At 60.8% G+C, this 14,130-nt stretch carries 15 protein-coding genes; 6 read left to right on the top strand and 9 right to left on the bottom strand.

What is annotated here, in order from left to right; all coding sequences use genetic code 11:
* Positions 1–19: 19 nt before the first annotated feature.
* Positions 20–511 (bottom strand): phycobilisome linker polypeptide, encoded by a 492-nt coding sequence (locus tag NW860_RS02875; RefSeq protein WP_414512267.1) that lies wholly within the window; start codon positions 509–511, stop codon positions 20–22.
* A 189-nt stretch (positions 512–700) separates the two neighbouring features.
* Between NW860_RS02875 and NW860_RS02870 the strand changes: the two genes are divergently transcribed.
* A complete protein-coding gene (locus NW860_RS02870) occupies positions 701–1,234 on the top strand; it encodes a DUF4079 domain-containing protein (RefSeq protein ID WP_414393251.1) in 534 nt (177 codons plus the stop codon).
* 29 nt (positions 1,235–1,263) lie between these two features.
* Here NW860_RS02870 and NW860_RS02865 read toward each other — a convergent pair whose 3' ends face one another.
* Positions 1,264–2,337 carry an RpoD/SigA family RNA polymerase sigma factor gene (locus tag NW860_RS02865; protein ID WP_414512265.1) on the bottom strand — a complete coding sequence of 358 codons (1,074 nt, stop codon included), beginning with the start codon at positions 2,335–2,337 and terminating at the stop codon, positions 1,264–1,266.
* Between the two features lie 225 nt (positions 2,338–2,562).
* Here NW860_RS02865 and NW860_RS02860 point away from each other — a divergent pair, with 225 nt between their 5' ends.
* A complete protein-coding gene (locus tag NW860_RS02860; protein WP_414393255.1) occupies positions 2,563–2,850 on the top strand; it encodes a helix-turn-helix domain-containing protein in 288 nt (95 codons plus the stop codon).
* A 105-nt stretch (positions 2,851–2,955) separates the two neighbouring features.
* Here the strand turns inward: NW860_RS02860 and NW860_RS02855 are convergent, their stop codons facing one another.
* From NW860_RS02855 to NW860_RS02840, 4 genes are all read right to left on the bottom strand, one after another.
* Complete coding sequence (locus NW860_RS02855; RefSeq protein WP_414393257.1) at positions 2,956–3,627, bottom strand: diacylglycerol/polyprenol kinase family protein; 672 nt, start codon at positions 3,625–3,627, stop codon at positions 2,956–2,958.
* 9 nt (positions 3,628–3,636) lie between these two features.
* Entirely contained in the window at positions 3,637–4,125 is a 489-nt protein-coding gene (locus NW860_RS02850; RefSeq protein WP_414393258.1) for a c-type cytochrome, read from the bottom strand.
* Between the two features lie 104 nt (positions 4,126–4,229).
* Positions 4,230–5,966 carry a glycoside hydrolase family 3 N-terminal domain-containing protein gene (locus tag NW860_RS02845; RefSeq protein WP_414512262.1) on the bottom strand — a complete coding sequence of 579 codons (1,737 nt, stop codon included), beginning with the start codon at positions 5,964–5,966 and terminating at the stop codon, positions 4,230–4,232.
* 108 nt (positions 5,967–6,074) lie between these two features.
* Positions 6,075–7,484: a RecQ family ATP-dependent DNA helicase gene (locus NW860_RS02840; RefSeq protein ID WP_414512260.1), complete on the bottom strand. Its 1,410-nt coding sequence runs from the start codon at positions 7,482–7,484 to the stop codon at positions 6,075–6,077.
* Between the two features lie 121 nt (positions 7,485–7,605).
* On the opposite strand from NW860_RS02840, the gene hisB reads away from it, so the two are divergent.
* The gene (gene hisB / locus NW860_RS02835) at positions 7,606–8,226 is read left to right on the top strand and encodes an imidazoleglycerol-phosphate dehydratase HisB (RefSeq protein ID WP_099812743.1); all 621 of its coding nucleotides are present in this window, start codon (positions 7,606–7,608) and stop codon (positions 8,224–8,226) included.
* Here the strand turns inward: hisB and NW860_RS02830 are convergent.
* Positions 8,209–8,829 carry a pseudouridine synthase gene (locus tag NW860_RS02830; RefSeq protein ID WP_414512258.1) on the bottom strand — a complete coding sequence of 207 codons (621 nt, stop codon included), beginning with the start codon at positions 8,827–8,829 and terminating at the stop codon, positions 8,209–8,211. The two genes, hisB and NW860_RS02830, sit on opposite strands and share 18 nt — an antisense overlap.
* 102 nt (positions 8,830–8,931) lie before the next feature.
* Here NW860_RS02830 and NW860_RS02825 point away from each other — a divergent pair, with 102 nt between their 5' ends.
* On the top strand, positions 8,932–9,252 hold the full coding sequence (locus NW860_RS02825) for a hypothetical protein (protein ID WP_414393264.1): 321 nt from the start codon (positions 8,932–8,934) through the stop codon (positions 9,250–9,252).
* Between the two features lie 104 nt (positions 9,253–9,356).
* Complete coding sequence (gene recN, locus NW860_RS02820; RefSeq protein WP_414512256.1) at positions 9,357–11,063, top strand: DNA repair protein RecN; 1,707 nt, start codon at positions 9,357–9,359, stop codon at positions 11,061–11,063.
* An 8-nt stretch (positions 11,064–11,071) separates the two neighbouring features.
* Here the strand turns inward: recN and NW860_RS02815 are convergent, their stop codons facing one another.
* Both NW860_RS02815 and NW860_RS02810 read right to left on the bottom strand, forming a co-directional pair.
* The gene (locus tag NW860_RS02815) at positions 11,072–11,779 is read right to left on the bottom strand and encodes an ABC transporter ATP-binding protein (RefSeq protein WP_414393268.1); all 708 of its coding nucleotides are present in this window, start codon (positions 11,777–11,779) and stop codon (positions 11,072–11,074) included.
* The gene (locus NW860_RS02810; protein WP_414393270.1) at positions 11,776–12,594 is read right to left on the bottom strand and encodes an ABC transporter ATP-binding protein; all 819 of its coding nucleotides are present in this window, start codon (positions 12,592–12,594) and stop codon (positions 11,776–11,778) included. The genes NW860_RS02815 and NW860_RS02810 overlap by 4 nt, the downstream gene beginning before the upstream one ends.
* 241 nt (positions 12,595–12,835) lie before the next feature.
* On the opposite strand from NW860_RS02810, the gene NW860_RS02805 reads away from it, so the two are divergent.
* The gene (locus tag NW860_RS02805; protein WP_414512253.1) at positions 12,836–14,089 is read left to right on the top strand and encodes an ABC transporter substrate-binding protein; all 1,254 of its coding nucleotides are present in this window, start codon (positions 12,836–12,838) and stop codon (positions 14,087–14,089) included.
* The last annotated feature ends 41 nt before the right edge of the window (positions 14,090–14,130 follow it).

Below are 14,130 nucleotides of genomic sequence, written 5' to 3'. Positions count from 1 at the left end.
CAGCTGCCTTCTAGGCAAGTTAGCTGAGGTTGCTCAACAAATTGGACTCTGTAATGCTGACGATTTTGCCTCCCATTTGGGTAATCCGCTTAACTTCTTGGGAGAGCCGGCTGAAGGGCACTTTGTACTCGACAACGCTCTTGCGCACGCCTCCTCCTACCAGGCCGGATACCTTGATGGTAAAGACCTTATCGCGGTTGGGCGCTGAGGGGCCTGAGGCAGGGCTAGCTGGGGCAGCCTTAGATGGGGAAGCTGCTGCCGCCTGGGCAATCTCGGCACTTGCCCGCTCCAAGAGGAGTCGCCAGCTGCGGGGATAGGCAGGTGCCAAACGATAGACCACCTTGTAGGAGCCCGCTATGTGGTCATCCTCGGACTCCACCCTCACCACCGTTCCTGGGGGGATATCTAGCTTAGCTCCCTTGGACATGACTTTAATTCCAGGCCAATTGGTGGGCACATCCGTCAGTAGCTCCACCTCAAAGGACTGATCCCCCAACAACAACTTGGCCATGGGAATAACTCCGTTGTGCTCGCTAGCGTCTGCAGCCAGGGATCTGCCCTCGGCCGCCCCTTCACCGCTAGACATTTTACCGTCGCCAGGTGTTCCCCTGAAGCCTCTGGCTAGCCGCTGTCATCCAGGGTAGGTTTGTTGTAGATTTGTTACAGACTGTGGGTTTGTGGCGCTAGTGGAGGGATCCCTATGTTGGGCTTGGCCTTGCCCGATCTGTCGGCAGTTTCCGAGTCGTTGACGGCTGCCTTGCAGCCAGTAGCCCAGTTCTTTGCTGGCTTCAACCTGCCCCAACCAGTTGTGCAATGGGGACATCCTCTGATGATGGGCATTGTGGTAGTGGTCATGGGCAGCTTTGTTGGCCTAACAGGCTGGCGGGGGCGGGTCTTGCGCCTGGCAGGCGGGGGCTCCCTATCGGAATCGGCCCAAAAGCCCCTCTTGGATCACCGCAAAGTAGCCCCCTGGATGGCCACCTTCATTGCCTTGGGCTACACCGGCGGCCTTCTTTCTCTTGTGATGCAGGGCCAGCCCCTGCTGAGGAGCCCTCACTTCTGGACGGGATCCCTGGTGTTGCTGCTGCTGGCGGCCAACAGTGCTTTGTCCCTGAGCGGTTTTGGCGGCAACCGTGAGACCTGGCGCACAGCCCATGCCTATTTGGGCAGCCTCATTCTTTGCTTGCTCTTTACCCATGCCCTGCTGGGCCTGAAGCTGGGTCTATCTCTGTAGCGAGTCCTTAGTAGCCCCTGGAGCCAAACCTAGCGAAGGTACTGCACCAAAGTTCGCGAAGAACGGCCCACCCGTAGCTTGCGCAAGGCATCCCGTTCGATCTGCCGAATCCGCTCCCGCGTCAAGTTAAAGTGATCCCCCACTTCTTGCAGGGTTCTTGCCCTTTGCCCGTCTAGCCCATAGCGCAACTCCAACACTTGCCTCTCAATGGGCTTCAGGGTCTGCAGGGCAGAACGCACATCTTGCCGCAGGGATTGCTCCAGGATCTCCTCAAAGGGTTGCTCCTGCCGTTCATCCGGCAGCAGATCTCCCAGGCGGCTTTCCCCTTCCTGGCCAACCGGCACATCCAACGACAGAGGCAAAGCGGCAGCCTGTTGGATCAGGCGCAACTTCTTGATCTTGATGCCCAGTGCCTCAGCCAGCTCGGCTTCGGTAGGCCGCCGTCCTCGGGCCTTCATGAGCTCGCGGTTGGTGCGCTTGAGCAAGCGCACTTTGTCCACCATGTGCACTGGCAGGCGGATGGTTCGGGCTTGGTTGGCAATGCAGCGGGTAATGCCTTGGCGAATCCACCAGTGGGCGTAGGTGCTGAAGCGAAAACCTCGCTCGGCATTGAATTTCTCAGTGGCTCGAATGAGGCCCATGTTGCCCTCTTGGATTAAGTCCAGAAAGGGCACCCCCCGGTTGAGGTACTTCTTGGCCACACTGACCACCAGACGCAGGTTGGCGTTGATGAGCTTGCGCTGAGCTTGCTCTCCCTGGCGGATGCGCGAGCGCAGAGTAGCTACAGGGATCTGCAGGGCTGCCGCCAATTCCTCATCGCTGGGATCCTGCCCCCGCTGCTGCCGCCATTCCTTGCGGGCTTGATCAATGAGCAGCTTCTGCTGAATTTTGCGCGCCAGCTCGATTTCTTCCGCGTGATCGATGCGGGGCACCCGGCCAATCGTATTCAAGTAGTGGTCGACCGCATCTTCATTGAGGCGCCGGCTACTGGCCTCTAAGTCAGCCTCTGCAGCCGAATCCAGAGCCTCCGGCCAGGGCTCCTCGAGCTCCTGAGGGGATAAAGGACGAGAGAAAACCACAGCCACCTGAGGAGAGAACTTCACTTCCTAGTCTAGGGAAGTTTCTCCTCCTGTGTGAGCGAAAATCGATCATGCTAGTCATTCTTGCTAAGAATTCTCCTCTCCATAGGCGGGAGTAACAGAGACTGATAGGTCAAGCATCCTGGACATAAACGGCTGTGAGCAATTTTCGATCCAGAGCTTGATGTAGGATGCCTAGGAGACCGCTAGGCTACCTGCTCCGACAAAATCGTGCTAGCTTAGGCTACCATGGGGCGCCGGAGAAGCCATCAGACTCCCCAGGCTGGAAAAGACCAGCACCGCCCTGCGGCCAACTTGATTGGAGAGCGGGTGCGCTGGGTACGGGAGAAGTTGCAGCTAACCCAGGATCAACTGGCGGGTCGCCTGGCCAAGTACGGTGTGCATTTGGACTACGTTAAGGTTGGCCAGGTGGAAAAGGGCAAACGGCGGGTCATCGACAGAGAACTGGTGGCTTTTGCCAAGGCGCTGGGGGTCTCGGTTACCTGGCTGCTGAGCGGCGACGAGTCCCACCTCTAGTTTGTTGGGGAAGGCCCGCCGTACTCCCCGGCAGCGCGAGGGCGGCTAAGAAGAGCAGCCCCTGCTGGGCCTGGGCTTAGTCTGGCCTGTAACTGGTAGCCATCGTTACAGATAGTTGAGAAGCTGCAGCAGAGCAAAGCAGAGACTGGCGCTGCCCAATGGCACAGTCAGATTGTCCAGCCCCCACCAAGACAACATCTCCAAGCCCATGGCCACCCCTCCCACCCCGACGCTGATGGCAAGCAACAAGGGAGAGAAGCCAAAGTACCCCACAAGCAGCAGCGCCATCACCAAGCTGCTCACCACCCACATGGTCAGGGATCCCTCCCAGCTTTTTTGGAGAGATCCCAGTCGATACAGGTGTTTGCCCCAGCTTTTGCCCACCAGCCCTGCCAGGGCATCGGCCCAGGTCATCACCAGAATGCCGATGACAGCGAAAACTTGTTGCTGGGGCCGCCAAAACCAGAAGAGCAATAGACCAATGCTGACAGCGTAAAAAAAAGTACCGAAGCTGCGCCGCCCAACGCCGTTTAGGCTAGGCAAGATGGCCACGCGGTAGGAGAGCAGCGCCAAGCCCGCAAACACCAGGGAGAACCCCACTCCCACCCAGCGGGGCACCTGGAGGGCCCAGGCCAGCAAGATGATGTTGCCTACGCCAATGTGGATAACTTTGCGCACCCATTCGCCGTCTACCTGCTGGGAGCGCAGCCATTCCGCAAAAGCAAAAACGGAGGCCAGCCAGAGAGCATAGCAAGCAAGCTGCTGTGTCAGGCCCATGAGCCGGCCTCAGAGCGTTTTCAGGTAGCTAAGCAAGTCTGCCATTGCTTGGGGATCGGGCTGAAACTGGGGCATGGGCGGAGTTTTGCCGCTAGTTACTCGGTCAATGATAAACCGGTCGGAGCGGCGGCTGCTTACTCCCCGCAGGCTGGGGCCCACACGGCCATCCCCTTCTTCGCCATGGCAAGCCGCACAGTTAAGGGCAAATAGCGAGGCTCCCCTGCTGGCTTGTCCTTCTAGACTTAAAACAGCCTCGGTGTAGGGATCCGGCCGCATGGCTGCCGCTAGCCAACTCCAGCCAAAGACCGCTAGACCCACAAGAGCTAGACCCAGTCCCAGGTTCCTCGCCCAGTCAACTGACCACATCGCCTGCAGGAGGGCAAAAAATGGGCTCAGGGGCTGCCACCTGGAGGGCTGAGAGCAGGCTTGCCCTCCTCCCCCGCCAGAAGCCAAGCGAGGGCTACCGGAAATGTCGAGGTGGGGGAAAAAGAAAGGCACAGCCGACAACCCTGAGAGAGACGTTTCAATCTTTTACATTTCCACCAATACAATAGCTTAGGAGCCCCTTCCTGCCAACAATCCGTAACGGCATTAACTTTCTCTTAATGATCTGCAGCAGCTTGCTGAAGCCTGCCCTTCTCCAGCAGGGGTCGGCTGGGAAACAGGCGTTGCATGACTGCCAATTGAGCGAGGGAATCGGCGTTGAGGCTGTGGATGGCGTTGGTCCATTGGAAGTAACTCTGGAGGCGATGACAAACCGCCAAGTTTCCATAAGTAACAACGGCTGCTATCCGCTCCCGCCACCGCCTTAGCCAATCCACCACGTAGTTGGGCAGAGCCTCGTGGACAAAAGCCTGGAGAATCAACTGGCCGCCGCTGCTAAGGGCTGCCTCCAGCAAGCTCAAGGGGGTAAGGGAATGGCTGAGTAGGGGCGGAAGACCCAAGCTCGCGGGAATGCTTAGGGCAGGGGACTCGGCTAGGAGCACTGCCTCAGTGCCCAGGGAGAGATCTTGCCAGATCCAGTTCCAACTGCCAGGCGGCAAGGGGAGAGGCAGAGGCTGACCGCCGGTCACTCCGCCGCGGGCCATGGCTGCCTGACAAGGGGCAATGTCGCTCTCGGCTAGAAGAGATCCCAACTGGGCAGCCCTAGGAAGATGGGAGCGGGCGCTAAACAGCTTGGCAAGGGGTGAATCTTTGGCGAGGGGATCCCCCAGTAGCAAGGGTTTTAAGTGCTCGTCGGGAAAACCGCGGTTGACCTGAGCCCCCATCCAGCCAGGCAGCAAGCTAAAGTCCGTTTCTGCCAGGGGCGGCCACACCTGCTTGAGTAGGGCGGAGGCGGAGGGAAAAAGCCGCTGCTTAGCCCGCAGCAGCCGCGTTACCGACTGGGCAATGGCCTGGGGGTCTAGGGATCCCCGCTGCACAGCTTCCACAACGGCTGCGAGAGCCGCCAAAGGGTCGGGAGGGGCCAAAAGGAGGTCGGCGCCGGCCTGGAGAGCCCGCACCACCAGCAGGGGGGGATCAGCCAGGTTGGCTAGGAAGTTTTGGTCGAGGCCCTCTGCCACAATGAGACCGCTAAACCCCCACTCTTGGCGCAGCAGCTGGGTCAGCCGCCCCGGCAAAAGAGAGAGCGGCCAGCGCTCGTCCCACTCCGGCAGCACCACTGGCGCAACCGAGATGGCTCCTACCTGGTCCACCAGACCGCGGAACGGCAGCCAGGGTCCTGCTTGCAGCTCCTCCAAGGTGAGGCTTAGGCGAGGACACCAGGGGTCAGCAGTTGGCTTTAGCAACAGCAGGGGGTTGGCCCGCCCCTCTGCCCAGCCCTGGCCGGGGAAGGCTCTGGCGGTGGTTAGAATCCCCTCCGGAACCGCTTGCTCGCAGCCGCGCACAAAGGCCCGCGCCAGTTGCAACGCCAGCTGTGGCTCCTCCGCCAGCGCCAGTCTTGCTAGACCCTGCCCCAGGGGCTCAGCCACCGGGCCAAGCAGCCAGTTGATGCCGATGGCCGCCGCCTCCCGCGCCGTGATCCTTCCCCACTGTTCCGCCCAGCGCTCGGCCTCAGAGCCCAGGCGGCTCAGGCCCAGGGGGTGGGGGAAGGAAGTGGCTCCCTGCAGAGCCAGGCCGCGACTGGCCTCGGCTGCCACAAGAAGGGGCAGAGTCGCCCAAGACTGCGCCTCCTCAATGAGGAGCAGGGCCTCAGCCACATGGCCATCGGTAATCCAGATGCCTCCAATCCCCACCTCTTGGATCAGCCGCTTGAGAACCTCTCGGGGAGGAGCCTGGGATCCCAGGCGGGCCGAGACCGGCACCACTAGCAGTTGCGCCACCTGCTTTGCCAGGGACAAGGGCTGCTCAAGCGCTGCAACCGGGGGTCCAGAACTACCCATGGACACTCCAGGAAAGTCTTCAGCGAGGGGATCCTATCGCTGGCCACAAGGCTGGGCAAGCACCCATCAGCGCCTTTGGGAAGCCCGGCAGCGGTCGCAGGTGCCGCAGGGCAGACCAGGCTGGTTCTCAGGGTAGCCAAAATGCCGCAGGATGACCTGCCAGCGACAGCCGCGGCTGTGGATGAAGTCGTCCATCCCCTGCCAGGGATCCTGCCGCGGCGGCGGCTGCCAGCGGCGGTGCAGCACTTGAAAGTGAAAGGGATCTGGCCAATGCAGACAGCCCATCTCCTGCAGCAGGCCCAGGGCCACCCGCGTCTCTCCGGGGGGCAAGTCGGCGTAGGATCCCTGGGGGGGCAGCGTTTGCAGCAAACGCCGCGCCTGGGCCAGCAAGCGCTCCTGCTGGGAATAGAAATAGGCTTGGCGCTGGCGATCGGTGGGATCCAAGAGGCCTGTCGGCTCGGAGACCAACATCAGGGCCTGGCAAGGGCCGCCATCCCGCCCGCCCCGCCCCACCTCCTGCAGGTAGTCCATTAAGTTGGGGGGCGGGTGAAAGTGCAGCACCCAGCGCACGTCGGGCTTGTTGATCCCCAAGCCGAAGGCGTTGGTGCAGACCAGAAAGCGCAGCTCGCCCTCCAGCCAAGCCCGCTCCAGCCGACGGCGGGATCCCGCCTCCAGGCCGCCGTGGTAGGTGGCGGTTTTCTGGTTGCGGCGGCCCAACCACTCGGCCAGCTCCTCCCCATCCCGCCGCGTGCGCACGTACACCAGGCCCGAGCCGGGGTTTTCCGCCAGAAAGCGCAGCAGGCGCCGACGGCGATCCGCTGGGCTCCAGGCCACCGCCACGTTGAGAGAAATGTTGGTTCGCAGCGGGTCAGCGCGAATGCATTCCGGATTCTGCAGGTCGAGGATGTGGCGCAGGCGGCTGAGGGTTTCGGGATCGGCAGTGGCGGTAAAGGCAGCAATGGGAAAGGCAGGCTGGCCCAGGGCAGGGCGCACCAATCCCAGACGGCGGTAGTCGGGCCGGAAGGATCCCCCCCAGTGCACCAAGGTGTGCGCCTCGTCGACAATGAGGCCGTTGAGGGGCACCTGCTGCAGCCGCTCCCAGACTGGCGGGCTGAAGAGGGTTTCCGGCCCCAGATACAGTAGACGCAGCCGGTTCTCCTCCAAAGCCCGCAACACCCGCTTGCGCAGAGCTGGATCCAGCTCGCTGTGCAAACAGGCCGCCGGCAGACGGCGCTTCCAGAGATCCTGCACCTGGTCTTCCATCAGGGCAATCAGAGGCGAGACCACCAGGGTCAGCCCTGTCTGCAGCAAGGCCGGCAGTTGAAAGCACAGAGACTTGCCGAAACCCGTCGGCAACACCACCAGTGCATCCCGCTTCTCCAGCAAGGCACGGATGACCCGCTCCTGAGGTGGGCGCAGTGCCTCGTAGCCCCAATACTGCTTGAGGGCCCGTTGAATCTGTTGCCAATCCTGCAAGGAACACTCTCCCCCTCTGCAACCTGAGCCCGCCTGCCCCCCTTGCGAAAGACGCTGATTCTGACACCCCTACCTGTGCGATCCTAGAGCTGGGACTTCCTAGTGCTCCCCTACCCTTGCCATGACAGCCATCGACTCCCCCCGCCTGCTGCAGCCCAGGACGGCCTCGGTTCACCGCCGCACCAACGAAACGGACGTTCAAGTGCATCTCAACCTCGATGGCAGAGGGCAGTACGAGATCGACACCGGGATCCCCTTCTTGGACCACATGCTGGCCCAGCTCAGCACCCATGGGCTAATTGATCTCCAGATCAAGGCCGTGGGGGATCTGCACATCGACGACCACCACACCAATGAGGACGTGGGCATTGCCCTGGGACAGGCGCTGGCGCAGGCGCTGCAGGATCGGCGCGGCATTTACCGTTTTGGTCACTTCTGGGCTCCGTTGGATGAGGCGCTGGTGCAGGTGGTGCTGGACTTTTCCGGGCGCCCCCACCTCAGCTATGGTCTGGAGCTGACCGTCGAACGCATTGGCCGCTACGAAACCCAGTTGGTGCGCGAGTTCTACCAGGCGGTGGCCAACCACGCCCAGCTTACCCTGCACATCCGCCAGGTTGCTGGTCTCAATGCCCACCACATCGTCGAGGCCAGTTTCAAGGCCTTTGCCCGCGCCCTGCGCATGGCCGTAGAACGGGATCCGCGCCGACAAGATGGGATCCCCAGCTCAAAAGGGGTGCTGTAACTCTCGCCCAAGCCGAGGACGGCGCGACTGGCCAAAACAGCACTGCCGCAAGCGGGCCAACTCCGCCTCGCTGAGATCCTGCCACTGGCCAGGAGCCAGACCTGCTAGGGAAAGGGGGCCTAGTCCTACCCGCACCAGCCTTAGCGTCGGGATCCCGACCGCAGCAGTCATGCGGCGCACCTGGCGATTGCGACCTTCCCGCAGCGTCAGCTCCAGCCAGGTGGTGGGGATGGAGCGGCGAAAGCGAATGGGCGGATCCCGCGGTGGCAGATCCGGCTCCTCGGCCAGAACTCTAACCTCAGCCGGTCGGGTCTTTCGCCCCTGGATGATCACTCCCTCTTGCAACTGTTGCAGAGCCTGCGGCGTAGGGATCCCTTCCACCTGCACCCAGTAGGTGCGCTTGTGGCCAAACTTGGGATCGATCAGGCGGGCGTGGAGCTGGCCGTCATCGGTGAGCAAGAGCAGTCCTTCGCTATCGCGATCTAGCCGCCCCACTGGATAGACCCTGGGCACTGGGATGAAGGCCTTGAGGGTGAGGCGCCCTGCCGGGTCGGTAAACTGGGTGAGCACGCCGTAGGGTTTATAAAACTTGAGGTAGCGCATGGCAGACGGCTTCCGTCTTTGGACTAGGCAGTGCAACTTCAACGGTAAGATTCAGGAAGCAGCATTTCTCCACAGGCAGCAGCGTTTGGTGGATTGCACCTAATGGCGATAGACAACACTCTACTCTGGGTTTTAGTGGCAACGGCAGGGCTCTCCCTTCTCAGCTTGGTCTATGTCTGGGTGGACGAAGCCCTCAAACGGCGCCGCTACGAGCGGCAAAAGCAAGAAGAAGCCGTTCCCTCCACCGCTGCTGCTTCTGAACCTGAAGCCGGGATCCCGCCTGCTGCTTCTGACACTGGATCCGCTGCCCTAGAGCCAGAAACCGAGCCTAGCCCTCCTGCTCAGGAAGTAACGGCAACCCCTGAAACCCTCGACACCACGCCCGAGCAAGTCGATAAACCAGGGGAAACGCCGGAGACCTAAGGGCAGCCTCCTTTCCTTTCTAACCTCGCTCCAGGAGCAGCTGCGCTAACCTGAGACAGAACTGCCCTAGCCACCGCTAGCGACGCCTCGGGCGACGGATCCCTATGCTGAGCCTGTTGCGGATTGAAAACTTCGCCCTGATCGAGCAGTTGGAGATCCCCTTTGGGGCAGGGCTCAACGTGCTTACCGGGGAAACGGGGGCAGGTAAGTCCATTATTCTCGAGGCTCTCGATGCGGCTTTGGGCGGGCCAGCGCGGGCTTTGCGCAGTGGCAGCAAGCGGGGCCTAGTGGAAGCTATCTTTCAACCCAATGCCGATCTGGAAGCCTGGCTAGAGCAAGAACAGATTGAGCCCCTGGAAGAGGGCCTGGTCTGCAGCCGCGAACTGGTGGTGCGTAGCGGCAAGCTCACCAGCCGCCTGCGAGTCAACGGGGTGGTGGTCAACAAAGCTCAGATGCTCAGGCTGCGCTCCCAACTGCTGGAGATCACTGCCCAAGGGCAAACGGCTCAAATTCAGTCCCCTCAAGCCCAGCGCCGTTGGCTGGATGCCTTTGGCGGCGAAGAGCTGCTGCGGGCACGGACCCAGGTGGCAGCTTGCTACCAGACCTGGAGCCAGCTCAAAGCTGAAATGGAGTCCCGGCAGCAGAGTCAACAACTACGCCTGCAGCGCCTAGATCTGTTGGAGCTGCAAGCCCGAGAGCTGGCTGCCCTGCGCCTGGAGGATCCCGAGGAGCTGAGCAAACTGGAGCGGGAGCGGGAGCGCCTAGTCCACCGGGTAGAGCTGCGGCAGCAAAGCCATGCCGCCTACCAACTGCTCTACCAAAATGACAGCGGCTCGCCAGCCATCGCCGATCTCCTGGCCCAGGCCGAGCGGCTGCTGCAGAGCATGGCTCAACGGGATCCCGAGCTTGCCCCCTTGGCGGAAATGGTTAGCAACGCCCTCGTGCAGGTAGAGGAAGCGGGGCGGGAGCTGCTGCGCTACGGCGAGGCCCTGGAGGCCGATCCCAGTCGGTTAAGCAAAATTGAACGGCGCTTAGCTCAACTGCGCCAGGCCTGCCGCAAATACGGCCCCACCTTGACGGAGGTGATGGCTCATGCGGAGCGGGTGCAGGTGGAGCTAGCCCGCCTGCGGGACGAGAGCACCGACTTGGAGGAACTAGAGGCGCAGCTGAACCAAGCAGCCCAGGAGCTGGAGCACCACTGCCAGAGGCTCTCCCAACTGCGGCAGCAGGCAGCCCGGAAACTGGAGAGAGCCCTGCTGGAGGAACTCAGGCCCCTGGGGATGAGCGGCGTGCAGTTCCAGGTGCAGATTCAAGCCGGATCCCCCACTGCCGAAGGGGTGGATCAGGTGAGCTTTTGGTTTAGTCCCAACCCTGGGGAGCCCCTGCAACCGCTAGCCGACATTGCCTCCGGCGGCGAGATGAGCCGTTTTCTCCTGGCCTTAAAAGCAGTCTTCAGCCGCGTCGATCCGGTGGCTACCCTGGTCTTTGACGAGATCGACGTCGGCGTATCCGGCAAGGTAGCACAGGCCATTGCCGCCAAACTGCACCAGCTTGCCCGTAGCCGCCAGGTTCTCTGCGTTACCCACCAACCCTTGATTGCTGCCCTAGCGGATCACCACCTGCGGGTTCACAAAGTGGTGCAAGAAGGGCGAACTTGCGTGCGGGTGGATCCTCTGGGAGAAGAAGAGCGCCGGGAAGAATTGGCCCAACTAGCTGCCGGCCACTCCGCCCAGGAAGCGATGAGCTTCGTGGAAGCCCTTCTCAAGCAAGCAGCCCAATTGCGCCAGCTGCAGCTGGCTAGCTCTGTTTAGCCCCTGCCTCAGCCCCCTAAAAACAGCTCCAGCACCTGGGGATTGCGCAACAAGTTGGGGCCAGTATCTTCAAAGCGGTTTTCTCCCATCGAGAGGACGTAGCCCCAGTCCGCTAAGCTCAGGGCCTGCTTGGCATTTTGCTCCACCATCAGGATGCTGACGCCAAGGCGGTTGATTTCTTGCAAGAGGGCAAAGGTCTGCTCGACATACAGCGGCGACAGGCCGGCTGTCGGCTCATCCAGCAACAACAGTCGCGGCTCCGCCATCAACGCCCGCCCTATGGCTAGCATCTGCCGCTGCCCGCCGGAGAGGGATCCCGCCGCTTGCTTTCGCTTTTCCCTTAGCGGCGGAAACAGCTCGTAAACCCGCTCCCGTTGGGCAGTGTAGTCGTCGCGCCGGATAAAGGCTCCCATCTCCAGGTTTTCCTCGACGGTGAGGGAGGGAAAGACATTGTTGGTCTGAGGCACAAAGCCGATCCCCCGCCGCACCAGTTGCTCGGCAGCAAGATGCGTGATGTCAGAACCTTGGAACAGCACTCGGCCCGAGCGGATGGTGGCCAACCCAAAGAGGGATTTGAGCACTGTCGATTTGCCTGCTCCGTTGGGGCCGATGATCACCACGATTTGCCCCGGGTTGACCTTGAGGCGGATCCCTTTGAGGATGTCCACGCCGCGGTAGCCGCTATAGAGATCTTGAATCTCGAGCAAAGGAGTCATGGCGGGGATCCCTCCGGCGAGAGGGTGGAGGCCGGTTCTGAGCTGAGGGCATCTGCTAAAGCGATAGATCCCAAATAGGCCTCGCGCACGGCAGGGTTTTGCCGAATTTCCTGCATGGGTCCCTGGGTTAACACCCTTCCCCCCGCCATGACCACCACGTGGTGGCAAAGGCGGGTCACCAGATCCAGGTCGTGTTCAATGATGCAGAAGGTGCAGCCGCGCTCGCGGTTGAGGTACTCAATAAAGCGGATTAGGTCTGCCAGCAACGTGCGGTTGACCCCAGCCCCCGGCTCGTCCAAGAGGATGACCCGCGCATCGGTCATCAGGGTGCGTCCCAGTTCCAGCAGCTTCTTTTGCCCGCCCGAAAGGTTGACTGCCAGTTGATCCCGCAGGTGGATGAGGTTGAGCCGTTCCAAAACTTCTTCAGCCCGAGCCTGAAGCTGGCGCTCCTGCCGCTGTACTCGCCGCCAGCGGAACCAGGCGTTAAATAGGTTTTCTCCAGCCTGATGGGGAGGAACAACCATTAAGTTTTCCAGAACGGTCATGCGGCCAAACTCCCGCGGGATCTGGAAGGTGCGCACCAGCCCACGTTGAAACAACTGGTGGGGAGGCAAGCCCGTGACGTCTTCCCCATCTAGCCAGATGCGTCCGCTATTGGGCCGAATAAAACCGGCAATGATGTTGAAAAGAGTTGTTTTCCCCGCCCCGTTGGGACCAATCAAGCCCGTGATCCGACCAGCTTCGATGCGGAAGGAACAGTGATCTAGGGCATTGACGCCGCCAAACTGTTTGGAGATGTTGTCAATAACGATCACACCGCTACCCTGGGAAAGCTCCATTCCCTAGTAGATTCACTATTTTATGAGCTTTCGTCGTAGGGTAAAGAAGCTTATTTAACCAAACTCGCCGATAGGCTTGCCAAGAAGCCCCCTGGCAGGGGTTGGGTTGGCTCTTGGAGGGAACCCTTTGAGGTGGGCTAACGTCTACTCCTATACCATCGACCTTTGAGAATTGCAGTTTTATTCCCTCATTGGAGCTCATTGGAGGTTCTTGGTTATGTCTCCCATGCACAAACTGACCCGGCGGGCCTTCGCGACGGCGGCAGCCCTGACAGCAGCAGCACTGGCCACCACCCTGCTGCCAAGCACAGCTCAGCAAGCAGCCAAAGCCCCGATTAAGATAGGAGCGCTGCTGTCTTTGACGGGCGACCTGCAGGCCTATGGGGAGAACTGCCTCAAGGGCATCAAGCTGGCCCTCAAGCAGATCAACGAAGCTGGCGGCGTCCTTGGATCTCAAATTCAAGTGGTGGAGGCGGATGACCAAACTTCAGCGCAGCCGGCTATTGATGCGGCCAAGCGGCTAGTGAACGTGGAGAAGGTGGCCGCCATTGTTGGCGCTTTGGGCAGTGGTGTTACCATTCCGGTGGCCACGACAGTAACGGTTCCCAGCAAGATTCCGCAAATTTCACCGGCCTCTACCGCGCCCACCATCACCACCTTGGACGACAATGACTTTTTGTTCCGCACCGTTCCTTCCGATGCTTTCCAAGGGGTAGCCCTAGCGCAGATTACCCGTGAAGAGAAGCTGGATCGCCTGGCTGTTATCTACATCAACAACGACTACGGCCAGGGTCTAGCCGACAGTTTCAAGGCTGCCTTTGAGAAGCGGGGGGGCAAGATCACCAAGGCCGTCCCCTACGAGCCAGGCAAAGCTTCCTACCGCGGCGAGCTGGATCAGCTCAAGGAAGGGAACCCCCAGGCGCTGGTGGTCATTGGCTATCCAGAAAACGGCGCGGTTATCTTGCGGCAAGCCTTGGAAGGGGGGCTATTTAAGCGCTTTGTCTTAACAGACGGCATGCGCTCTCCTGATCTGGCTGCCCAGGTGGGGGCAGACAAGCTAGAGGGATCCATTGGCACTTCGCCCCAGGCCCGTACTGACACCAAGGCTTACCAGAGCTTTGTTCAAGCCTACAAAGCTGCCTACGGGGAAGTGCCCCCCACTCCCTACATCGACACTGCCTACGATGCTGCCTTCCTTCTGGCTCTGGCCATCCAAAAAGCGGGCAGCACCGATGGCACTGCTATCCGCGATGCCCTGCGGCAAGTGGCCAATCCCCCTGGCACCGAAATCCTGCCTGGCGAGTGGGCCAAGGCGGTGGAGCTGCTGAAGAAAGGGGAAGACATCAATTACACTGGCGCTTCTGGCTCGCTGGACTTCGATGAAAACGGAGACGTAGCCGGAACCTTTGCCCACTGGACCTTCAAGGGCGGGAAGATCGTAGACTTGAAGGTGTTTGAGCCGAAGATCTAAAGACTGGGCTGCTGTTTTCGACGAGTAGGGGTTTGCTGGGG

It is taken from the genome of Synechococcus sp. F70.1, from assembly GCF_047502745.1.
Taxonomy (GTDB): Bacteria; Cyanobacteriota; Cyanobacteriia; order Thermostichales; family Thermostichaceae; genus Thermostichus.
The sequence above is the reverse complement of the archived record's forward strand: the minus strand, read 5'-3'. Positions and strand labels throughout refer to the sequence as shown.